The 19,197-nt window shown below is 58.7% G+C and carries 25 protein-coding genes; 15 read left to right on the top strand and 10 right to left on the bottom strand.

Translation table 11 applies throughout. The features are described 5' to 3' along the window. Positions 1-58: 58 nt before the first annotated feature. Genes QO231_RS22390 through QO231_RS22350 form a run of 9 tightly spaced genes read left to right on the top strand, consistent with a single transcriptional unit; the run spans position 59 to position 4,573 of the window. The gene (locus QO231_RS22390) at positions 59-442 is read left to right on the top strand and encodes a FlgB family protein (RefSeq protein WP_316781777.1); all 384 of its coding nucleotides are present in this window, start codon (positions 59-61) and stop codon (positions 440-442) included. Positions 443-455: 13 nt separating this feature from the next. Continuing rightward, positions 456-845, top strand: a complete 390-nt coding sequence (flgC, locus tag QO231_RS22385; RefSeq protein WP_316781776.1) for a flagellar basal body rod protein FlgC — start codon at positions 456-458, stop codon at positions 843-845. Between the two features lie 12 nt (positions 846-857). Beyond that, the gene (gene fliE, locus QO231_RS22380) at positions 858-1,145 is read left to right on the top strand and encodes a flagellar hook-basal body complex protein FliE (RefSeq protein ID WP_316781775.1); all 288 of its coding nucleotides are present in this window, start codon (positions 858-860) and stop codon (positions 1,143-1,145) included. A gap of 1 nt (position 1,146) precedes the next feature. Further along, positions 1,147-1,419, top strand: a complete 273-nt coding sequence (locus QO231_RS22375; RefSeq protein WP_316781774.1) for a flagellar biosynthetic protein FliQ — start codon at positions 1,147-1,149, stop codon at positions 1,417-1,419. Then, on the top strand, positions 1,419-2,132 hold the full coding sequence (locus QO231_RS22370; protein WP_316781773.1) for a flagellar hook-basal body complex protein: 714 nt from the start codon (positions 1,419-1,421) through the stop codon (positions 2,130-2,132). Before QO231_RS22375 ends, QO231_RS22370 begins: the two co-directional genes overlap by 1 nt. A gap of 20 nt (positions 2,133-2,152) precedes the next feature. Continuing rightward, positions 2,153-2,938 carry a flagellar basal-body rod protein FlgG gene (gene flgG, locus QO231_RS22365; RefSeq protein WP_316781772.1) on the top strand — a complete coding sequence of 262 codons (786 nt, stop codon included), beginning with the start codon at positions 2,153-2,155 and terminating at the stop codon, positions 2,936-2,938. Beyond that, positions 2,938-3,354, top strand: coding sequence for a flagellar basal body P-ring formation chaperone FlgA (gene flgA, locus QO231_RS22360; protein ID WP_316781771.1), 417 nt, complete (start codon positions 2,938-2,940; stop codon positions 3,352-3,354). Before flgG ends, flgA begins: the two co-directional genes overlap by 1 nt. Next, positions 3,354-4,094, top strand: a complete 741-nt coding sequence (flgH, locus tag QO231_RS22355; RefSeq protein WP_316781770.1) for a flagellar basal body L-ring protein FlgH — start codon at positions 3,354-3,356, stop codon at positions 4,092-4,094. Before flgA ends, flgH begins: the two co-directional genes overlap by 1 nt. Positions 4,095-4,105: 11 nt before the next feature. Beyond that, positions 4,106-4,573, top strand: a complete 468-nt coding sequence (locus tag QO231_RS22350) for a flagellar basal body-associated FliL family protein (protein ID WP_316781768.1) — start codon at positions 4,106-4,108, stop codon at positions 4,571-4,573. A gap of 108 nt (positions 4,574-4,681) precedes the next feature. Here QO231_RS22350 and QO231_RS22345 read toward each other — a convergent pair whose 3' ends face one another. The 6 genes from QO231_RS22345 to QO231_RS22320 all read right to left on the bottom strand — a co-directional run bounded on the left by QO231_RS22345 (position 4,682) and on the right by QO231_RS22320 (position 11,264). Then, the gene (locus tag QO231_RS22345) at positions 4,682-5,092 is read right to left on the bottom strand and encodes a hypothetical protein (RefSeq protein ID WP_316781766.1); all 411 of its coding nucleotides are present in this window, start codon (positions 5,090-5,092) and stop codon (positions 4,682-4,684) included. Continuing rightward, entirely contained in the window at positions 5,089-6,180 is a 1,092-nt protein-coding gene (locus QO231_RS22340; RefSeq protein ID WP_316781765.1) for an EscU/YscU/HrcU family type III secretion system export apparatus switch protein, read from the bottom strand. Before QO231_RS22340 ends, QO231_RS22345 begins: the two co-directional genes overlap by 4 nt. Then, positions 6,177-6,950 carry a flagellar biosynthetic protein FliR gene (locus tag QO231_RS22335; protein WP_316781763.1) on the bottom strand — a complete coding sequence of 258 codons (774 nt, stop codon included), beginning with the start codon at positions 6,948-6,950 and terminating at the stop codon, positions 6,177-6,179. Before QO231_RS22335 ends, QO231_RS22340 begins: the two co-directional genes overlap by 4 nt. Continuing rightward, on the bottom strand, positions 6,947-9,028 hold the full coding sequence (gene flhA / locus QO231_RS22330; RefSeq protein ID WP_316781761.1) for a flagellar biosynthesis protein FlhA: 2,082 nt from the start codon (positions 9,026-9,028) through the stop codon (positions 6,947-6,949). The genes QO231_RS22335 and flhA overlap by 4 nt, the downstream gene beginning before the upstream one ends. A 10-nt stretch (positions 9,029-9,038) precedes the next feature. Further along, positions 9,039-9,806 (bottom strand): transglycosylase SLT domain-containing protein, encoded by a 768-nt coding sequence (locus QO231_RS22325; protein WP_316781759.1) that lies wholly within the window; start codon positions 9,804-9,806, stop codon positions 9,039-9,041. A gap of 120 nt (positions 9,807-9,926) precedes the next feature. Beyond that, entirely contained in the window at positions 9,927-11,264 is a 1,338-nt protein-coding gene (locus QO231_RS22320; RefSeq protein WP_316781758.1) for a hypothetical protein, read from the bottom strand. Between the two features lie 426 nt (positions 11,265-11,690). Between QO231_RS22320 and QO231_RS22315 the strand changes: the two genes are divergently transcribed. Beyond that, positions 11,691-12,029: a hypothetical protein gene (locus tag QO231_RS22315; RefSeq protein WP_316781756.1), complete on the top strand. Its 339-nt coding sequence runs from the start codon at positions 11,691-11,693 to the stop codon at positions 12,027-12,029. Between the two features lie 134 nt (positions 12,030-12,163). On the opposite strand, the gene motA is transcribed toward QO231_RS22315, so the two are convergent. The 4 genes from motA to QO231_RS22295 all read right to left on the bottom strand — a co-directional run bounded on the left by motA (position 12,164) and on the right by QO231_RS22295 (position 14,607). Next, entirely contained in the window at positions 12,164-13,033 is an 870-nt protein-coding gene (gene motA / locus QO231_RS22310) for a flagellar motor stator protein MotA (protein WP_316781754.1), read from the bottom strand. A gap of 72 nt (positions 13,034-13,105) precedes the next feature. Beyond that, positions 13,106-13,702, bottom strand: a complete 597-nt coding sequence (locus QO231_RS22305; protein ID WP_316781753.1) for a MotE family protein — start codon at positions 13,700-13,702, stop codon at positions 13,106-13,108. Next, on the bottom strand, positions 13,699-14,100 hold the full coding sequence (locus tag QO231_RS22300) for a hypothetical protein (RefSeq protein WP_316781751.1): 402 nt from the start codon (positions 14,098-14,100) through the stop codon (positions 13,699-13,701). Before QO231_RS22300 ends, QO231_RS22305 begins: the two co-directional genes overlap by 4 nt. A gap of 9 nt (positions 14,101-14,109) precedes the next feature. After that, entirely contained in the window at positions 14,110-14,607 is a 498-nt protein-coding gene (locus QO231_RS22295; RefSeq protein WP_316781750.1) for a flagellar basal body-associated FliL family protein, read from the bottom strand. Positions 14,608-14,726: 119 nt separating this feature from the next. Here QO231_RS22295 and fliF point away from each other — a divergent pair, with 119 nt between their 5' ends. From fliF to QO231_RS22270, 5 genes are all read left to right on the top strand, one after another. Continuing rightward, on the top strand, positions 14,727-16,355 hold the full coding sequence (gene fliF / locus QO231_RS22290) for a flagellar basal-body MS-ring/collar protein FliF (RefSeq protein WP_316781748.1): 1,629 nt from the start codon (positions 14,727-14,729) through the stop codon (positions 16,353-16,355). After that, positions 16,352-16,954, top strand: coding sequence for an ABC transporter ATP-binding protein (locus QO231_RS22285; protein ID WP_316781747.1), 603 nt, complete (start codon positions 16,352-16,354; stop codon positions 16,952-16,954). Before fliF ends, QO231_RS22285 begins: the two co-directional genes overlap by 4 nt. Then, positions 16,947-17,243 carry a FliM/FliN family flagellar motor C-terminal domain-containing protein gene (locus QO231_RS22280; RefSeq protein ID WP_316781746.1) on the top strand — a complete coding sequence of 99 codons (297 nt, stop codon included), beginning with the start codon at positions 16,947-16,949 and terminating at the stop codon, positions 17,241-17,243. Before QO231_RS22285 ends, QO231_RS22280 begins: the two co-directional genes overlap by 8 nt. After that, positions 17,240-17,983 (top strand): flagellar type III secretion system pore protein FliP, encoded by a 744-nt coding sequence (gene fliP / locus QO231_RS22275; RefSeq protein WP_316781744.1) that lies wholly within the window; start codon positions 17,240-17,242, stop codon positions 17,981-17,983. Before QO231_RS22280 ends, fliP begins: the two co-directional genes overlap by 4 nt. Positions 17,984-18,088: 105 nt before the next feature. After that, a complete protein-coding gene (locus tag QO231_RS22270; protein WP_316781743.1) occupies positions 18,089-18,967 on the top strand; it encodes a LysR family transcriptional regulator in 879 nt (292 codons plus the stop codon). Positions 18,968-19,197 lie beyond the last annotated feature (230 nt).

Below are 19,197 nucleotides of genomic sequence, written 5' to 3'. Positions count from 1 at the left end.
CTTTCTTAAAGGAATCAGGGTTAAGCCTTGATTGAAATTGATCGAGGGAGAAGCCCCGATGTTCCAAGGGTTGAACGTCTTTAAAGCAGCGCACGCCATGGCAACACACGCCGGACAGCGTCAGGCACTGGTGGCGCAGAACGTCGCGAATGCCGATACGCCGGGCTACAAGGCGCGCGACATGCACAGCTTTGCCGAGGTGTTTGATGGCGACGCGGCAAGCGGTATGCGGGCCAGCCGTACAGGGCACCTGAACGCCCCGGACAGCGCGGGCAATCTGCCCACGTTTCAGACTGAAACACCAACTGAACCGAACGGCAATTCGGTGTCCGTGGAATTGGAACTGATGAAAGGTGTCGAGATCAAGCGAGAGCACGATCGCGCGCTCGCAATCTACAAATCCTCGCTGTCCGTTCTGCGCACCAGCCTCGGCCGGATCTGAGGAGGATTGCACCATGAGTGAGTTTTCCAATGCCCTTTCGGTGTCGGCCCATGCCCTGCAGGCACAGGCCACGCGGCTGCGCCATGTTTCCGAGAATATTTCCAACGCCGACACGCCCGGCTACCGGCGCAAGTCCGTATCGTTCGAGACGATGCGCGGGCCGGAAGAGACCGAACTGCTCTCGGTCGGGCGCGTTCAGCTTGATAAATCTGCTCTGGATCGTGTGTTTGATCCAGCCCATCCGCTGGCGGATGACAGCGGCCACTACGAGGGCTCAAACGTCGACCTGATGCTCGAGATCGCCGACGCCCGCGAGGCCCAGAGAAGTTACGAGGCAAATCTGAAAATGTTCGATCAGACCCGGCAGATGTCTGCCGGCCTGATGGACCTGTTGCGCAAATAAGGGAGATCCAGAATGGATATTCGCAGCCTATCAGCGGTACAGAATTATGGTGCAGCGCGCCCGGCAACCCAACCTGACCCAGAAGGCGGGGCCGGAGCACAGCTCAAAACCGCTTTCCAGGATTTCGCAGCGACGATGCAGCACGGCGAAAACACCGCCATGGCGGCGATGACGGGCGATGCCGACCCACATGCGCTGGTGCAGGCGCTGGCGCAAACGGAACTGGCCGTGGAAACCGCCATTACCGTGCGCAACAAGGTGGTCGAAGCTTATCAGGAAATCCTGAGAATGCCGGTCTGATATGCTGAGCGAGGGCGTCTTTTACGACACGCTGCGGCAGGGGTTGTGGATCGCCGTGACGATCTCGATCCCGATCCTGACCGTGGCACTGGTCACCGGGCTCGTGATCGGCCTGTTTCAGGCGCTCACGTCGATCCAGGAAATGACCCTGACCTTCGTTCCAAAACTCGCGGCCATCGTTGTCGTGTTCTGGCTGTCGATGGGCTTCATGACCCAGACACTGGTGTCGTTCTTTGACGGGCAAATCATCCCGCTGATTATTGGAGGTAGCTGATGGAAGCCGCCGGATATGTAACCCTGTCTCGTCAGTCCGGGCTGATGAGCGAGATGCGGATCATCGCCAACAACATCGCCAACGCTGCAACCAGCGGATACCGGCAGGAAGGTCTGATCTTCTCGGAATATGTTCAGGCCGCGCAGGACCAGTCGTCGCTGTCGATGAGCCGGGCACGCATACGCAACACGTCGCACGATCAAGGGGCATTGACCCAGACCAACGGCAGCTTTGACTTTGCGATCGAGGGCGATGGCTTCTTTCTCATCGAAACCCCTGCAGGCGAGCGGCTGACCCGCGCGGGCAGCTTTTCCCCGAATGCGGATGGTGATCTGGTCACGATGGACGGATACCGGGTGCTGGATGCGGGCGGCGCGCCCGTTTTCATTCCCCCGGATCAAACCGGCATCAGTGTCGCCGCCGATGGCACGCTCAGCGCGAACGGGCAACTTCTTGGCGAGATAGGTCTTGTTCAGCCCTCCGATCCGTTGGGTCTGGTGCGTGAAGACGGCGTGCGGTTCCGCGCCGATGCCGGGGTCGAACCCGCCGAAAGCGCAACCATCCTGCAAGGCTTTGTCGAGGGCTCCAACGTCAACCCGATCCTGCAGGTGTCGCGGATGATCGAAGTTCAGCGCGCCTATGAGATGGGGCAGAGCTTTCTGGAAACCGAAGATCAGCGGATCCGCAACGCGGTGAAAACGCTGATCAAGTGAACTGAACAAAGGAGAGCCTCATGCGGGCCTTGAAGATTGCAGCAACCGGAATGAGCGCGCAGCAACTGCGTGTCGAGACGATTTCCAACAACCTGGCGAACATGAACACGACCGGCTACAATGCCCGCCGGGCCGAGTTTTCCGATCTCCACTATCAGCAGGTCTCGCGTGCGGGTACGGTGAGCGCATCCGATGGAACCGTGCTGCCCACCGGCATTCAACTGGGCCTGGGAGTACGGCCAAGCTCGGTGACGGTGCATCTGGCACAGGGCGCACTCGAAGCGACCGGCAACGATCTGGACATCGCAATCGAGGGCAAGGGCTATCTTGAACTGGCGCTGCCCAATGGCAATTCCGCCTATACGCGGGACGGCAGCCTGAAGCGGTCTGCAGAGGGCGTGATCGTCACATCCGACGGGCACACGGTCGCACCTGAAATTGTCATTCCGACAGATGCACGCAGCATTTCGATCAACGCGGCGGGCGAGGTTTATGCCTATTTTGATGATTCCGCAGAAGGTCAGTTGCTGGGGCAGCTTTCGATCGCCGGATTTTCAAACGCCAAGGGGCTGGAAGCAATGGGCAGCAACCTCTTTCTTGAAACCGAGGCGTCAGGCCCTGCCCTGACCTCGACCGCAGGCGAAGACGGGCTTGGAACGCTGCGGCAGGGTTACCTCGAGGCGAGCTCGGTCGACGCCGTACGCGAGGTGACCGAACTGATCGAAGCCCAGCGTGGATATGAAATGAACGCCAAGGTCATTTCCGCAGCCGATCAGATGATGGGCGCAACGACACAGGTGCGATGATGAAACGGCTGACCCTCGCAATCCTGATGCTGGCGGCACCCGACCTGGGGGCCGAAATCCTTGTGCCTGTGCGCACGATCCGGGCAAAAGAGATCATCGGCGCCGCAGATTTCGTGACCAAGGACGTTTCGGTGGCCGGTGCCCTGACCGAACCCGATGACTTGATCGGGCAAGAGGCGCGCGTGGCCCTCTATCCGGGGCGCCCGGTACGCGCCGGTGATATCGGCCCGCCGGCCATTGTCGGCCGAAACGACATCGTAACCCTTGTATTTGCACAAGGTCCGCTGCGGATCATGACCGAAGGCCGGTCTCTGGGCCGGGGTGCGGCAGGGGAAACCGTTCGGGCTATGAACCTGTCATCACGAACAACAGTGACCGGTCGCATTCAGAGCGACGGCAGCATCGAGGTATACTGATGAAACGAACGAAACTCGCTGGAATTCTCACATGTTCTGGGCTGCTCCTGGTGTCGGCCTGCGGTCGTATCGATCACCTTGGCAAACCGCCGTCCTTTTCAGCCAACACCGAGACGACGGAACATGTGGCAATGCTGATGCCCGGATTGCCGCTGCAGACAACGCCGCACCGCACCGTTGATCAGTCGTCGCTGTGGAGTGCGACCCCGCAATCTCTGCTGGGCGACCGGCGTGCGGTACGAAAGGGCGATATCATGACCGTGGTTATCGAGATCGACGAAAAGGCTGAAATCAGCAACGATACCGCCCGATCGCGCAGTGGCGAGGAAACCATGGAGGTTCCAAACCTGTTGGGATTGCCGCAAAGGCTGGACGAAAAGCTGCCGGCGGGAGCGTCGATGGCCGATGCAGTCGGGCTGGGTTCTACCAGCTCCACAAAGGGCAAAGGATCGGTCAAGCGAAAGGAAAAACTGACGCTGCGGATCGCCGCGACCATTGTCGACATTCTGCCCAATGGGGTGCTTGCCATTTCAGGGTCGCAGGAGTTGCGAGTGAACTTCGAACTGCGCGAACTGTTGGTGACGGGGTATGTGCGCCCCGAAGATATCTCGCGCCAGAACGAAATCACCTATGACAAGATCGCCTCTGCGCGGGTGTCCTATGGCGGCCGTGGGCAGATCACGGATGTCCAGCAACCTCGCTATGGCCAGCAAATCCTGGACACGATTCTGCCGTTCTGAAAGGGGTCGCAATGCTCAAGATACTTCCCCTGCTGCTGTTGCTCGTTGGGGCCGGTGCCGGAATTGCGGCGGGCCGCTTCATGGCTCACGAACCGGTTTCCGACGAGGCGATGGAGTCGAAAGAGACGCCCGGCCACGAAGAGGAAGAGGCCGGGCAAACCGAATTCGTCAAGCTCAACAACCAGTTCGTCGTACCGGTCGTGCAGGCGGATCGGGTTGCTGCCCTGGTCGTCATGTCGCTCAGCCTGGAAACCAAGACTGGCGCCCGAGAGCGGGTTTTCGAGCGTGAGCCCAAACTGCGTGACCTGTTTCTCCGCGTCCTCTTCGACCACGCCAACATGGGCGGGTTCGACGGATCGTTCACCCGGCCCGGCAAGCTGGACATCCTGCGACAGTCTCTTGCGGATGTCGCCCAGAAGGAGTTGGGCGACGATGTCGAAAGTGTGTTGATCACGGATATCGCTCGCCAGGACAACTGAGGCGATTTGAAACCAGCCGAACGCCGCGGGCGATCGCTCATCGTTCGGGGCGCGCGCATGCTCAAACAGCCGGCCTGCCCGATTAAGGCTGTAGGTTACATCAACGGATCAAACGCCACCGTTGATTTGCAATAGGCGCTCAAGTTGCGCCTTGCGCCGTGTTGTCACGCGGTCTGCGGTGAACTGGTCACTCATGGATTGTACAGCGTTGCGGCGTCCGAACGCATGGCGGACGCCCTCCATAACAGTCGCCTTTTTCGCAAGCACCTGAGACAGTTCTATGTTGAGCTGCCTTTGGCTCCGCACGAGCCAAGCCTGCCACAGCAGGTCCGCGCCAATGGTTTGCATGGGCATATCCATGGACAGCGCCTTTCGTTCGGAATCCGCCTGTTCCTTTAGCTGCGCAAGGGCGCCGCGAAGCCGTGCCTCCTCTTGCAACAGTGCATGAACCTTGCGGAATTCGGCGAGATAGACCGCTTCGGTTACCTGGGACATCTGTGCGAGCTTGTCCTGCTTCATCCAACACCTTCCCGCGCGCGGTGGCGCATTTTCTCCGCAAACTGAATCGCAGCGGCAACGGCCATGTAATGTTCCTCGAGGATCTCTTGCCCCAGATCGACGGTTGCGTGCAGCGCGCGCGCGGTCGGAGGATCCGAGTGAATCGGCACACTTGACGCCTGTGCGGTCTCTCGAATCCGCGCCGCAACTTCATCTACGCCCTTGGCGACGCAAACCGGCGCAGCCCCGGGTTTGCGGTTCCACTTGAGAGCAACGGCATAGTGGGTCGGATTGACGATGACGACATCCGCAGTCGGCACATCGGACATCATCCGGTTCATGGCGATTTCCTGTCCCCGCTGGCGGCGCTGCTGCTTCATATGCGGATCACCTTCGGCTTCCTTGGATTCGTCAGTAATTTCCTTGCGCGACATCATGTTCTTTCGCAGATGTTCCTTGTGCTGCCAGACCGCATCGATTCCGCCGATGACCGTGGCGATCAACAGGACCAGAAACAGGAATTCGATGCACAGATGCAGAAGTTGCGATACCGCGATCATCGCGCTCGTACCGGTGATCGCAACAATGTCGGTAAGTCGCCAGTCAAGAAACAGACCAAGACACACCGAATAGAGAACCAGCTTGCAGAAACTCTTGGTAAATTCGAACAGCCCCGATCGACCGAACTTGTTCTTGGCGTTGGAGATCAGCGAAATGCGCGACAGCTTTGGCTTGATCCGATCCGTCGCCACGACAAAGGCCCGTTGGGCGAAAACGGAAAGCAGGACCAGGACGGCAGGGATGAGAAACCAGGGCGTCAGCGATCGGGTCAGGGCCAACAGCAAACCGCCGACCGGAGCGCTGGCCGGACCCTCCAGCATCAGCACACCGAGACGATCCGGCTGATCGAGCAGGACCATCAGCGCCGTACCAAGCGAATGCAGCGATCCTGCGCCGACTGCCATCGCCGCGAGCAACAGGCCCGCATAGGACGCGGCGACCATCAGGTCATTGGATTTTGCGACTTCGCCCTTTTCCCGCGCCTTCTGGAGCTTTTGTGGCGTTGCCTCGTGGGACTTTTCCGCCTCGTCCTGCTGTTCGCCGCTCATCGTGGAATGGCCAGCGGGTTCGCAAGGAAGGCCATCAACGCCTCTGTCCAGACTGACAACATGAATGGGGCGCAGAGAAACAGCATCAGAATTCCGCCAAGCGTGATGACCGGCGCACCGACAAAGGCAACCATCAACTGAGGCATTGCCCGGTTGATGACGCCGAGTGTCAGGTTGTAGAGGACCGAAGTGATGACGAATGGCGCCGCCAGCATGAATGCAAGCGAGAACGCATGCGCGATACGCCCCACCCCCCAGGCCGATAGGTCCCGCCCAAGGGGAAAGTTGCCGGTCGGGAAAATCTGGTAGGAAAATATCATCAGCTCTGCCGCCCTCACATGCAGCCCGGCCATCACCGCCAAAGCCAGCCCTCCGACGACCAGGACGTAGCCCATTGCCGGGATCGGTTCGACAGCCGCGCCGCCGAGGATCTGCGACAGCGAGGTAGATTGCGCCGCGATCGAGCCTGCGGTTTGCAAGGCCAGCACAAACAGCCGGATACCCAGGCCAAGCGCCAGCCCAACCACAACCTCGGTCAATGCAAGGCGGGCGAGCACCAAGGGGTCAGGTGGCGCGGATTGCAGCGGCAACGCAGGCATGACGACCAGGGTAAAGGCCACCGCGATCCCCAGTTTGACTCGCATAGGCACAGCTCTTTCGCCAAAAGCAGGCATCACTGAAACCATCGCGGACATGCGCAGGAAGACGACGATCCCATGCCAAAGTGTCGCTGACAACAATGGCAGAAGATCGTTCAGCGTTGCGATCACGCCGCAACCATCCCGACCAGCGCGGGACGTGCCTCAAGCCCGATTTCCTCGAAGGAGAGAACAGGATTCGCAATCCCGCGGGCGCGTAGGATCGTGCGCAGGAACCGGCGCCTGCGCGTCGATGTCACAACGGCGGGAAACAATCCCTGATGCGATGTCTGGCTCAACCGTTCGGACACACCGTCGGCTAGCTTGTTGAAAAGGTCAGGGGGCAACGCAATGTCAAAACCTCCCTGTTTGGTCTCGACCTGATAGGTCAGAAACGCGTCTTCCCATTCCGGTGCAAGCTGAACGAGGGGGATGCTGCCATCGTCTCGCTTCAACTCCGAAACCAACTGAAAGCCCATGCGCTGGCGCACATGCTCGCAGATTGCTTCGGGTTGGGTCGTGCTCAGGCGGGCTTCGGCGATCGCCTCGAGGATCAGAGGCATGTTGCGGATCGAAACCCGTTCCTCCAGCAGGAGGCGCAACACCGCGTGCAGTGTATCGATCGGCACTTTGTCAGGTACGATTTCATCCAGCAACTTGCGGTTGGCCTCGGCCCGCGCGGGATCGGACAGCCTGGTCATCTCATTCAACAAACGCCGCAAGGATTTGAGGGTCAGAAGCCGGGCGAAATTCTGTTTGATCACCTCCAGCAGATGCGTGGCAAGGATCTCCGGTGGGCTGACGATGGAGGCCCCCACCAACGCCGCGGATTCCTGGTCCTTCGGGGCGATCCATCGCGCAGGTGCGCCATAGACCGGTTCAGTGACATCGGTGCCGTTCGGCAAGGATTGCGGATCTTCTGGCATGAGCGCCAATACAAGATCCGGATGCAATACTCCGCGCGCCTGTTCGACACCCTGGACGCGGATGACATAGGTCCCGACAGGCAATTCCGGCTGATCAGTCAACCTGATATCTGGCATGATCAGCCCGAAGACCGTGGCGACATGCGTCCGCATATTGCCAATCCTCGTGTCCAGACCGGTACCGGGATCCAGCACCATGCTGACAAGGTCGGGCGCGAATTCCAGATGTACATCGTCAAGATCAAGAACATCCCCGAGCGCTTTCCGGGCAGGCTCGAGGTTTTCGACGGACTCGTCATCCAAACCTGCCGCCGTGGTGCGCCGCTTCATGGCGTAGGCGGCAAACCCCAGAATGCTGCCTCCGGCCATGAACGGTAGAAAGGGCAGACCGGGGACAAGCGCGAACAGAACCATCAGCAGCGCAACTGTCGCCAGCGCCGCGGGATGTTTGCCAAGCTGGTCAAACATCGCAAGATCGGTCGCACCGCGATTGCCACCGCGGGCCAGCAAGAGCGCAGATGCAATAGAGATGATGACGGCCGGAATTTGCGATACCAGACCATCACCGACCGTGAGGATAGCATAGGATTCAAACGCAGACCCTATGGGCATCTCATGGACGACGACGCCCATGATCAGGCCCATCATCAGGTTAAGCAGCGTTATCAACAGGCCGGCAACCGCGTCTCCCTTTACAAACTTCGATGCCCCGTCAAGTGATCCAAAAAAGGTGGTTTCCTGCTGTTCCCGCTCGCGCCGCTCGCGCGCCTCTGTGTGGTCGATCGCGCCAGCGGACATGTCGCTGTCGATTGCCAGCTGCTTGCCCGGCATTCCATCGAGGGCAAATCGGGCGCCAACCTCTGCCATCCGTGCGGCGCCCTTGGTGATGACCATGAAATTCACGATCAACAGGACGCCAAATACAACCAGACCCAGGAACACACTGCCGCCCATAACAAACTGGGCAAAGCCTTCGATCACGTCGCCGGCAGCATTCGGGCCGGTATGCCCCTGCCCGATGATCAGCTTGGTAGACGACACATTCAATGACAGTCGCAGCATCAATGACGCCAGCAAGATTGTCGGAAAGGCCGAAAAATCCAACGGTCGCTCGATGAACAAGGTCACTGTGAATATCAGGATGGCGAGGGCAAACGATGCGGCTAACCCGACATCCAACACCCAGGCCGGCATCGGCAGGATCATCATGACAATCACCGCCATCAGCGCGAGTGCCAGCAAGACTGTGGGACTGAAAATATCGTTGGCTGAGAATTTCGGCATTCCGGATACCCTAGTTGATCAACACAAAGGATCGCCCGGTCGAGACTGCGGTACGCGAAATTGGCACAAGCGAGCCCATCCTCGCGGCGCCCCCCGATATAAGCGGTGCCGGCGCACCACTCGCAAAGACCGTTGAAGGCCCTCGAACGGGAGCATGCTCGGCGACGACCGGGATCTGCCGCTGCCCCGCAGTGGCCGCCCTGATTTCATCAAATCGGGCAGCGTAAGTACGGGCATGTGTTTGGGTGCGCGAATGATAGGCGCCGGCCGCAGCGGACCAGCTGCCGAATTCATCATAGAGTTCGAGCAGGAATTTCGCGGCGTAGTCAGCGTTGATGACTGGATCGAACATGTCATCGATCGATCGAAATGCAGCGCCATGCCATTTGTAATTGACCTGAAAGCAACCGACGTCGAAGCTGCGCGCGCCCCGTTTGAAGTGCCGGAATACATAGGCGCGGGCCTCGTCTTCGGAAGCGAACCATTTGCCGGTTCCCTCCATGTTTACGGTCCACGGCCAGGGTTCCAATCGGCCTTCGGCGGTTCGTCCGGTCTCTGCACGCGAGATTGCCTGCAACACATCGTAAGGCACATTCCGCGATTTGGCCGCGAGCCGTGCGGCGCGATCACACAGGCGAGAAGTCTCGGCCGAATGCTCGGCACTGACCCCAGGCGCAGTTGAGAGGACCAAAGCGAATGTCGCGGCAAAGAGGTGCCGACCGACGCTCTGCCCAAGCCGACTGGCGGCGCGCTCAAAAATGTTCGGGTATTCAGGCATTCTGCCCCTTCCCAGCGTGGGTTCATCACGAGTCCGACGCTAGGGACGGCTTATTGAGATTCGGTTATCAAGTTCAGTCAATTGGGGATGCGGATCAGTTTCATGAACCTGTGTCTGACATCACTCGAGACGACCAGGCACCTGCAGAACCCCCAGTATCTCGTCGATACCCGAGCGCGTGCTCAGACTGTCATCCAGAAGTGTCCTGGCATCGGCGAGAGGTGGCGATGCATCGTCTGTTTCGATTTGCTTTGCGAGTTGAGCAGACAATTCGGCCAATCGTGTGTATCGTGGATCTTCGGTAGTGGGCAGCCTGTCCCATGCGTCGCCGAGCCAGAGGTTTCTCGCAGCGATTTCCGGGCGCTCCGCTTCAAGCAGCACCTGCCCTGCGGTTTCAAAATCACCATTCGCTCGCATCGCACGCGCCCTGATTTCTGAGGCCTCGCGACTCGTGAGGTTGAGCACTTCGATCATCGCACGATGCGGCAACCCGTTGGCCAAGGCGATTTCTGCGCGTAGCAATCGATCTTTCTCGGACAGCGGCCGAGACTTTGCATGATCCAGGATCGCATAAGCCTGTTCTGCGAATCCGAGGGCGAGCAGGCGTTCTGCAATCCTGATGTCAAGCGGTGCCGAGACTGCTGTTCCGCCCGATTTGGCCCGGGGAAGGACAAAGGTCAGGAATGTCACGTCATCAGCATTGTCAGTCAGCAAATCAAGAACCGAATTTGTGCCGGAATCGCGCGCCACTTCGGTACCGGGATCGGAGATTCCTGCTAGAGCTTGGAATGCCTCGTCGAACCGACCAACCATAGCAAGCGAAACCGCATGAACGCGTAGCAGGTCAGTCCCCAACTCGCCCAGGCGATGCTCGGCAGCGTAGGCACCCGCAAGCTCTGGCATATCCGGACGCAACGGTCGACGCTTTGCCTCGTGAGCGTCGATCAGCTTTATCAGAGCTTCCGGAGAAAACTCTGAATCGGTGGCAACCACTTTCTCCATCTTTTCAACCGCGGCCTCGGTGTGACCGGTTGCAGTTTCTATTTCAGCTGCGGCAAGATCGTGCGACGGCCCGATCGTATCAGTACTCCGGTCGACAGCACGCAAGATACCGCTCGCAAGATCGTGTTGTCCCAGGCCGTTGAACTGCCGACTGAGCCTTGGGCCGAGTTGCTGGCGCAGATGTCGGGGCAAATGAGAAAAGCTCTGCAGCACTGCATCGGCGTCGGTTTCTTCGACCTGATCGGGCTGCGCAAGTGCAGACCACAGGGCCAGGCCCGAAGGGCACCCCGATTGCCCGGTGAACAGACCGTCGGGCGCGACGCGGCGATCATCCAGGACGTCGGCGAGTACGAGCAGGACGTCGGTTTTCTGGTCTCTTTCCGGAAGCAATCCGAGAACCGCCCGCGCTTCTGGTCCGAACCCAAAATGCAGGTAGGTCTTCGCGAGCGTAGTCACAGCTGCAGCGTTAACCTCGTCGAACTCCTCAAACAATTGAACACGGTGCTGGCTCACTTGTTCCGCAAAGGGCCGATCGTCGCCCCAGTCAGAGATTGAAACAAACTCCGACGGCAAACACTCGTGTTGCCTCGCAAACTGATCAATCACACTGGCAACGCCCGGCATATCCCTGTCGATCACAGTTGTCGTTGCAATGTTGATCTGCGGCTTATCCGGACGTGAAGGCGAGCGGACAGGGTCGGTGTTTTTGGGAACAGGGTCTGCATCTCGCGGATTCAACTGCATGACCGGTGTAAGGAGCCCTTGTGAAGCAGCGCGTTGAATTTGTGCAAGTAGGCGCTGCTCTGACAATCCATGCCCGACAACCACTCCGCCTCTGGATTTGCCGGGCGGTGTCGGATCAGACGGAATCGTTGGCTCAACATGCCGCCGACCACCGCCAACGGGCGGGCTTGCCTGCGCGTTGCCGCGGCCAAGGTTGAAACGATACGATCCCACATCAGACGGCAGCACTACTGGATGGAGGCGAAAATCAACTGGCTTGGGATCGCCAATATCGATGACCAGATAGTCGCCGGATTGGACAAAACCCTCGACTTCACAGTTGCAATTCAGGGCCAACTCCAATGGGGCGCCCTTTCCCTCTTGCGTCAGTCCAAGGAGCCGTTTTCGCGGAATCCTCTGAAAGACCTCCTCGGTATTGAACCGGATTTCAGGTTGGTCAATGTCGATGCGCGCCAGGCGATTGCTACGGCGGATTGACCAGTCCGCACCGCCTTTCAGCTTCATCACGAGTCGGGTAAATGTCTCGTGCTCGCCCGAACGAACGACCACCGACTGCGCAGAAGCGGCCGCTGCGACAATGATCAAAGGCGTGCAAAGCAGGAGAAACCGTTTCATGCTGCATCCTGTTTCACTGCCTTGAGCGCCTGCTCCAAATCGGCAAATTCAGGACGACAATGCGCCGGTGTATTCTGACGCCCGACCTCGATGCAGATTGCTGCAGCATGGTTGTGCAGATTTGCAATCAACACTTCACGGATCAGAAGATAGAAATGATTGTCTTCTTCGACCACTGTCTTGACACGTGCAGCAAACGGACCAACGAGGCCGTAGGCTAGAAAAACACCCAGAAACGTGCCGACCAATGCGCCACCGATCAGCTTGCCCAACACCTCGGGCGGCTGGTCGATCGACCCCATCGTCTTGATCACACCCAAAACGGCTGCAACAATACCCAACGCGGGCAACCCATCAGCCACAGTCTGCAACGCATGACTTGAATGCAACGCGTGATGCAGATTCACCTCCATACGTTTGTCCAGCACCTCTTCGACCTGATGGGGATCGTCATAGTTCATAGAGGCGGATCGCATCGTATCACAGATCAGGTTGACCGCTTCCCGGTCTGCCTGAATTCTTGGGTATTTCGAGAAAATGGGTGAAGTATCAGGATCCTCGATGTGCTGCTCAACCTCCACCGGATTTTGCCGAGCGATTCGGATCAGTTCAAACAGCAGACAAAGCAGATCGCTATAGTCCTGGGGTTTCCATTTCGGTCCCTTGAACACTTTTCCGATATCCTTGGCCGTGTGTTTGACTGCAGACATGTCATTGCTGATCAAGAACGCACCAGTAGCTGCGCCGCCAATCATGATCATCTCAAACGGCAGCGTCTTGAGAATGATCGCCATTTTGCCACCGGCCAGAAGATAGCCGCCAAACACCATCCCAAAGATCGTGACAATACCGATTATGCCAATCATTTCGCGACTCCGTGTTGCAAGGGCTCTGAGCAGTTTGGCGTTTCCGCCTTAACAAACGTTGACCGGGCGAAATTATTCCTTCGGAACCGACGCGTTTCGCCCAGCGAGAACGACGCTGATCGAGTAGGCAGCCATCGGACTGAGGCCTGCCATCACGCTGGCTGCCGAATCTGGTCGCATACGCGCGAGGAAACCCGCAGCGAATTCAGGGGCCATCGCCTCAAAAAGCGCAGCTGCTTGTTTTGGCTTCATTTTTTCATATACGTTTGTAAGGCGCTCAAGGTCTTCCTCGGTTGCGCCGTCTGCGAGTGCAAGCGTGGCAGAAAGACGTTGCTCGGCACCGATCAGAGCTTCTAGTCGTCGCCCAATCGCCTCTTCCGCGATTTCCAGAGCTTTCATGCGATCTTGAATCTGCGCTTCGCGCGTATCCAATGCATGTTCACGGTGTTGAAGGGCTTCGATCAGGGTTTGCAATTCTGCAGACGACGGTGCACTGCGCTGTGGTTCTGTGGCTGCTGGTTCGTTCAGATCTCCCTCGACAGGAGATTCGCGTGCGATGGCCGGTCCGGCCTGCATCCCCAGGCGCACCAGTGCCGAGCCGATCAGCAAGACCGAAATAACCACGAGCGCACCGCCACGCACGCGGGGCACTTTCCGCTTACCTGTCATTGTTGTGCCCCTTGCTGCGCCCGTTCGTGCCGAACAAACATCGGACCGGCCGGATGCACAGGTTTTGCAGGCTCGACGCGTTCTGGTTTTGTCAGCACCTCAGCAGAAGGCATATCCGGGAGATCATGCATCGATGCCATCATCAGTTCCAATCGCGCAGCGACTGCTTCAGCCCGACCGGTCAAATCCTCCAGCGCTGCGTTAGAGCCGTCAGACGCGGCGCGCGCGCTGGCGAGGGTCTTGCTTAGATCATCGACCTGCGCGGAAAGAACTGCGACGGCGCCGCCCACTCCCTTCTCAAGGTCATTGAACCTGTTCAGCCTGCGCGCGAGGACAAAACAGTACAGCCCCGCCCCCAATGCGCCTGCGACCAGAAAGATATCTGCAACCAGTTCCAACTTTGCCTCCTAGTTCAGCACAAATTCCATGACCAGAAGGTCACGCACCCGACCCTGCCCCGCGACAACCTGCACGCGCCGCAGCATCTGGCCACGCAGCTTTGACAGCGCCTGTGGTTCTTCGAATTCCGTGACATCCAGGGCCCGCAGGTAGCTGTTCAACACGTCCACGATCCTGGGCAGAATCAGTTCTACGTCCTCTTGGTGCGCGCCGTTCACCTCCAGCTGAGAGCGAAAGCGCAGGTGACGCACATGCTTGTTTCCGGTCAGCGAAATCGTGATCGGTTCTATTGCGACAAATGCGATGTCTGGCAGTGGTTCTGTATGTGCATCAGGCGCACCATGACCGTCGGCATCGATTGATTCGCCGTGGCCAAACAACAGCCCCGACGAACTGACATAGAATCCGCCGCCCGCTCCCGCAATCGCGAGCACCAGGCCAAGGATCAACGGCAATTTCTTCGATTTGACCGGAGCGTCCGGCGCATCTGCTACGGCATCCGCCATGGTAATTCCTATCGTTTCGTTCGGAGCCTTCATAACCGGGCAGGAACTAACCGATTGTTAAGGCCAATCGACCAAACAAGAGAGAACGTTGGCAGAACGTCGGCGACACGGAGGATATCGTGCAACAGATCAAAACGCTTTGGGTCGAACTCGACCGACGCAAGCAGATGGTGGTGATTCTCGCCACCGTTGCGGTGATCGTGACACTGGTGGTGATGTCGCGCATGGCGGCGGCGCCCTCAATGCAGCTCTTGTATGCGGGCCTTGAGAACGGCTCTGCCGGGGATGTGGTCCGCGCGCTGGAACAGCGCGGCACACTCTACGAGGTGCGCGGAGGATCGATCTATGTCCCCGCAGAAAACCGCGACGAATTGCGCATGATGCTTGCGAGTGAAGGGCTGCCCGCAAATGGAGGGCGCGGGTACGAACTGCTTGATTCGTTGAACGGATTTGGCACGACATCGCAAATGTTCGATGCTGCCTACTGGCGGGCCAAGGAAGGCGAACTCGCGCGCACGGTCGTCGCCAGCCCGCACGTGGCGCAGGCGCGTGTGCACATTGCACATAATGGCTCTGGTCCGTTTCAGCGCAGTGTTGACCCGACAGCATCTGTGTCGGTCGTGCCCGCTGGTGCCCCGGTGACACCTGCGCAGGCCAATGCGCTGAGGTACCTCGTCGCTTCGGCAGTTGCGGGTCTGACGGTCGAGAATGTTGCCATCATTGACGCGAACGGAACCCTGATTGGCACCGCCGACACCTCGACGTCACCCAATATCGCAGATGACCGGGCATCACTGTTGCGCGATCGGGTTCTCAGGTTGGTCGAAGCACGCGTCGGGGCCGGCAATGCAGTGGTGGAAGTGAGTGTCGATACGATAACTCAGACTGAATCCATTCGCGAACGGCGCTTTGATCCAGAGGGCCGCGTCGCCATTAGCACGGACACTGAGGAACGGACCGATTCCTCGACAAACGCAGCCGGCGGTGATGTCACGGTCGCTTCAAACCTGCCGGACGGCGACGGAGCTGGCGGTGAAGGGTCCAAGGCGCAGGGCAGCGAAACCCGCGAACGGATCAATTATGAAGTGTCCGAAACCGAGCACGAGATCGTGCGCGGGCCAGGTGATATCCGACGGCTGACGGTTGCCGTTCTCGTCAACGGTCTGGATGTCATCGACGAGACAGGTTCCCCGACGTTCCAGTCCCGCCCCGATGAAGAACTGACCGCGCTTCATGATCTTGTCGCCTCGGCGGTTGGCTATGACGAGTCCCGCGGCGATGTCATCACGCTGAAATCCATGGAGTTGCCTACCATTGCACCGTTGGGAACAGCAGCGGCGGGGGGCATGTTCCAGGGGCTTGATCTGGATGTCATGTCACTGATTCAGCTGTCGGCGCTGGCTCTGGTTGCGCTGGTTCTTGGACTGTTTGTCGTGCGTCCGATTTTGAGCAATGCACGGAACCTGCCCCAGGCAGATCTTGCGGCTCTACCGCCTGCTGCCCCCGAGCACGGAGAGACTCGCGGTGAGGGTCCGGTGCTGACGGGAGAGATCGACGATGGTCCGTCCGATCAATTTCAGCCGGCAGCGCTCACGGCGGATCAGACCACATCTGACACCGGCCTTCCGGCGCTGGCGAACAGCTCCGACTCACCGGTTGAACGTCTGCGGTCGATGATCGGCGAGCGGCAGGAAGAAACTGTCGAGATTCTGCGCAGTTGGCTCGAAGAGAGCGAGGAGAAAGCATGATGGCAATCGCACATCTTTTGGAAGATTTCAGCGTTGTCGACCGCCCGGAGCAATCAGTGACGGAGATGAGTGACGATGCGGTCGAGGATATCCGCCTCGCGTCGTTCGAGCAGGGCTATACTGCGGGCTGGGACGACGCCATTCGCGTACAGTCTGAAGACAAGAGCCGCGTCATCGCGACTTTGGCCCAGAATCTCGAAGATTTCTCGTTTACCTATCAAGAGGCATTGGCCCAGATGACTAGGGCGGTCGAACCGGTGTTTCAGACTCTGATGCAAAAGGTTCTGCCCGAAGCCATGACGCAAAGCACCGCGGCCCGAATTGTCGAACAATGCCTCTCCCTTGCGCGCGATCAGATCGAACAACCGGTCGTGCTTGTCGTGCCCGTGGGGGCTGGTGGAGCTCTCAAACCGATCCTGCAAAAGGAACTGCCGATGCAGATCGCAATTCGCGAAAGCAACGACATTGACCCCGGCCAAATTCAACTGCGTATCGGCGACAGCGAACGCGAGATCGACACAGATCTGCTGTTGGCGTCGCTGAATGAGTCAGCCGAAGCGTACTATCATACTCTGACAGAGGATTCCCTATATGGATAACGACTCCGATGCCCGCCCCAAGACGAATGGATCGGCCAACCCGTTTGTCTCTGTGCCGATTGAAATCACCGTCTCTGTTGGCAAGGCCAGACCACTGATACGCGAACTCGTGAGTCTTGGAGAGAATGCGGTTCTGACACTGGACAAGCGGATAGAGGACCCGGTGGAATTGTTTGTCGGCGATCGCCTTGTTGCACGCGGACAACTTGAGGAACTCAGCGGCGATAACGCCGGGCAACTTGCGGTTCGTCTCACGGAAATCGCCGATTTTCAGAACGGCCTGGGATGACTCTCCGGGCAGGTTTGCTTCTGGCGGTATCGTTCGCGATAGCCGTCGCGCTACCGCAATCGGCGGTGGCGCAGGAAATCTCCTTGTCGCTCGGCGATGGCGAGTCCGTATCCGCGCGCTCCATTCAGCTGATCCTCCTGATTACCGTACTCAGCCTCGCGCCTGGGCTGGCGATCATGATCACCTGCTTTCCGTTTCTGGTGACAGTGCTCGCGATCCTGCGCCAGGCCATCGGCCTTCAGCAGTCACCACCCAATATGCTGATCGTCAGCCTCGCGTTGTTTCTCACCTATTTCGTAATGGAACCTGTCTTTACCGCAGCCTGGGAGACAGGGATCAGCCCGCTCATGAACGAACAGATCGAGATTGAGACCGCGCTCATCCGCAGCCTTGAACCGTTCCGCGTGTTCATGTCTGACCGCGTCGATCAAGATACCTTCGTGGCCATGGCCGAGTTGCGCCCGGACGCGGCAACAATCCGCTCCGGTCCCGATGCGCCATTGTCGGTACTGGTCCCGAGCTTCCTGCTCTCCGAAATTGCACGCGCCTTTCAGGTCGGGTTTCTGGTCTTCCTTCCGTTCCTCATAATCGACCTTGTGGTCGCCGCGATCCTGATGTCGATGGGCATGATGATGGTTCCGCCTGCCATCGTTTCGCTGCCATTCAAGCTCGCCTTCTTTGTCGTCGCGGACGGGTGGAGCTTGATCGCGAGCGCCTTGGTCCGAAGTTACTTTCCCTGATCTACCCGCACTCAGGTCTGAACGAATGTTCTGGCGCATTTGGCGCACGATGCTTAGCCTCGGTACCTGCCCATCGGGAGGCATATCGGGACCTATGGTGAACACATGTCGGATATCCGTGATCTAAAGCTCCTGCTGTCGCTGGCGCGTCACAAGCATTTTTCTCGCGCGGCCGAAGAGTGCGGCATATCTCAACCCGCCTTCTCCGCGCGCATCCGAAAGATGGAAGATGAGTTCTCAATTCCTCTGGTGCGGCGCGGCAACAAATTCCTCGGCTTTACCCGCGAAGGCGAGGTTGTTCTGAAATGGGCACGCCGATTGCTGAGCGATGCTGAAGGCATGCGACAGGAAATCGGCATATTGCGCAATACCCTGCGGGGCAAGCTCGTTGTTGGAACGGTTCCAACGGCGTTGCCCTTTGCCGCCATCGTCTCGTCGCAATTGCGCAAGACGCATCCCGATCTGTCGCTTGAATTGCAATCGCTGTCGTCCCGCCAGATCGAACTGAGGCTCAACGACTATACGCTGGACACCGGCCTGACCTATGTGCAGGAGGCCGACCCCGAGCACACCGAGACTCTGTACAACGAAAGCTATGTGCTCATCGTTCCGGCACATATGGCACCGCGCCCGACCGGGCAGGCCCGGTGGAGCGAAGCGGCCGAACTCCCGCTTTGCCTACTGACCCCGGACATGCGCAACCGGCAATTCGTGGATGAAATCTTTCAGCAAATCGGAGCGGAACCGAACATCGTCATGGAGGCCAACGGCTTTACCGCACTCCTGGCGCAGGTTGTGAGCGGCAACGCAGCGACCATCGCGCCCAAAGGTGTTGCCGAAACCTACTTCTCCGCGCAAACCGCGACCCGGCTCGATCTGGTTGAACCATTCCGGACGCAGGCCATAGGTCTCACGATTCGGGAACAACAACCGGAAACACCGATTATCAAGGCATTCCGCCGCGCGGTTCAGAAGTCATTATAACCAAATCAAATGATGTGTTAGGATATGGCGATTTGACCAAATATTGACGGGTTGGGATACCAGATCCAAATCAGGGAGTGCATCTATGACCGTCATAAACACCAAACCCGGTGTCTGGAAATCTGGGCGAGGGAAGGGTCGTGTGGCGCCGAAGGGTCGTCAGTACGAGGATTCTTCGGTTGCGGATGTTCGTGGGTTGCTGGGCGATGTGGCGGTTCGGCGGGATTTGC

This window comes from Sedimentitalea todarodis, from assembly GCF_032595355.1.
Classification (GTDB): domain Bacteria; phylum Pseudomonadota; class Alphaproteobacteria; order Rhodobacterales; family Rhodobacteraceae; genus Sedimentitalea; species Sedimentitalea todarodis.
The sequence above is the reverse complement of the archived record's forward strand: the minus strand, read 5'-3'. Positions and strand labels throughout refer to the sequence as shown.

Bases quoted from the DNA above. Each gene is read 5' to 3' on its own strand.
- QO231_RS22285 (WP_316781747.1), top strand. From the start codon at position 16,352: ATGATGGCAATCGCACATCTTTTGGAAGATTTCAGCGTTGTCGACCGC.
- fliE (WP_316781775.1), top strand. From the start codon at position 858: ATGGATATTCGCAGCCTATCAGCGGTACAGAATTATGGTGCAGCGCGC.
- QO231_RS22315 (WP_316781756.1), top strand. From the start codon at position 11,691: ATGCCGCCGACCACCGCCAACGGGCGGGCTTGCCTGCGCGTTGCCGCG.
- flgA (WP_316781771.1), top strand. From the start codon at position 2,938: ATGAAACGGCTGACCCTCGCAATCCTGATGCTGGCGGCACCCGACCTG.
- QO231_RS22375 (WP_316781774.1), top strand. From the start codon at position 1,147: ATGCTGAGCGAGGGCGTCTTTTACGACACGCTGCGGCAGGGGTTGTGG.
- QO231_RS22325 (WP_316781759.1), bottom strand. From the start codon at position 9,806: ATGCCTGAATACCCGAACATTTTTGAGCGCGCCGCCAGTCGGCTTGGG.
- QO231_RS22305 (WP_316781753.1), bottom strand. From the start codon at position 13,702: ATGACAGGTAAGCGGAAAGTGCCCCGCGTGCGTGGCGGTGCGCTCGTG.
- flhA (WP_316781761.1), bottom strand. From the start codon at position 9,028: ATGCCGAAATTCTCAGCCAACGATATTTTCAGTCCCACAGTCTTGCTG.
- QO231_RS22345 (WP_316781766.1), bottom strand. From the start codon at position 5,092: ATGAAGCAGGACAAGCTCGCACAGATGTCCCAGGTAACCGAAGCGGTC.
- motA (WP_316781754.1), bottom strand. From the start codon at position 13,033: ATGATTGGCATAATCGGTATTGTCACGATCTTTGGGATGGTGTTTGGC.
- QO231_RS22370 (WP_316781773.1), top strand. From the start codon at position 1,419: ATGGAAGCCGCCGGATATGTAACCCTGTCTCGTCAGTCCGGGCTGATG.
- flgH (WP_316781770.1), top strand. From the start codon at position 3,354: ATGAAACGAACGAAACTCGCTGGAATTCTCACATGTTCTGGGCTGCTC.
- fliP (WP_316781744.1), top strand. From the start codon at position 17,240: ATGACTCTCCGGGCAGGTTTGCTTCTGGCGGTATCGTTCGCGATAGCC.
- QO231_RS22270 (WP_316781743.1), top strand. From the start codon at position 18,089: ATGTCGGATATCCGTGATCTAAAGCTCCTGCTGTCGCTGGCGCGTCAC.
- QO231_RS22340 (WP_316781765.1), bottom strand. From the start codon at position 6,180: ATGAGCGGCGAACAGCAGGACGAGGCGGAAAAGTCCCACGAGGCAACG.
- QO231_RS22295 (WP_316781750.1), bottom strand. From the start codon at position 14,607: ATGGCGGATGCCGTAGCAGATGCGCCGGACGCTCCGGTCAAATCGAAG.
- flgG (WP_316781772.1), top strand. From the start codon at position 2,153: ATGCGGGCCTTGAAGATTGCAGCAACCGGAATGAGCGCGCAGCAACTG.
- QO231_RS22390 (WP_316781777.1), top strand. From the start codon at position 59: ATGTTCCAAGGGTTGAACGTCTTTAAAGCAGCGCACGCCATGGCAACA.
- flgC (WP_316781776.1), top strand. From the start codon at position 456: ATGAGTGAGTTTTCCAATGCCCTTTCGGTGTCGGCCCATGCCCTGCAG.
- QO231_RS22350 (WP_316781768.1), top strand. From the start codon at position 4,106: ATGCTCAAGATACTTCCCCTGCTGCTGTTGCTCGTTGGGGCCGGTGCC.
- QO231_RS22280 (WP_316781746.1), top strand. From the start codon at position 16,947: ATGGATAACGACTCCGATGCCCGCCCCAAGACGAATGGATCGGCCAAC.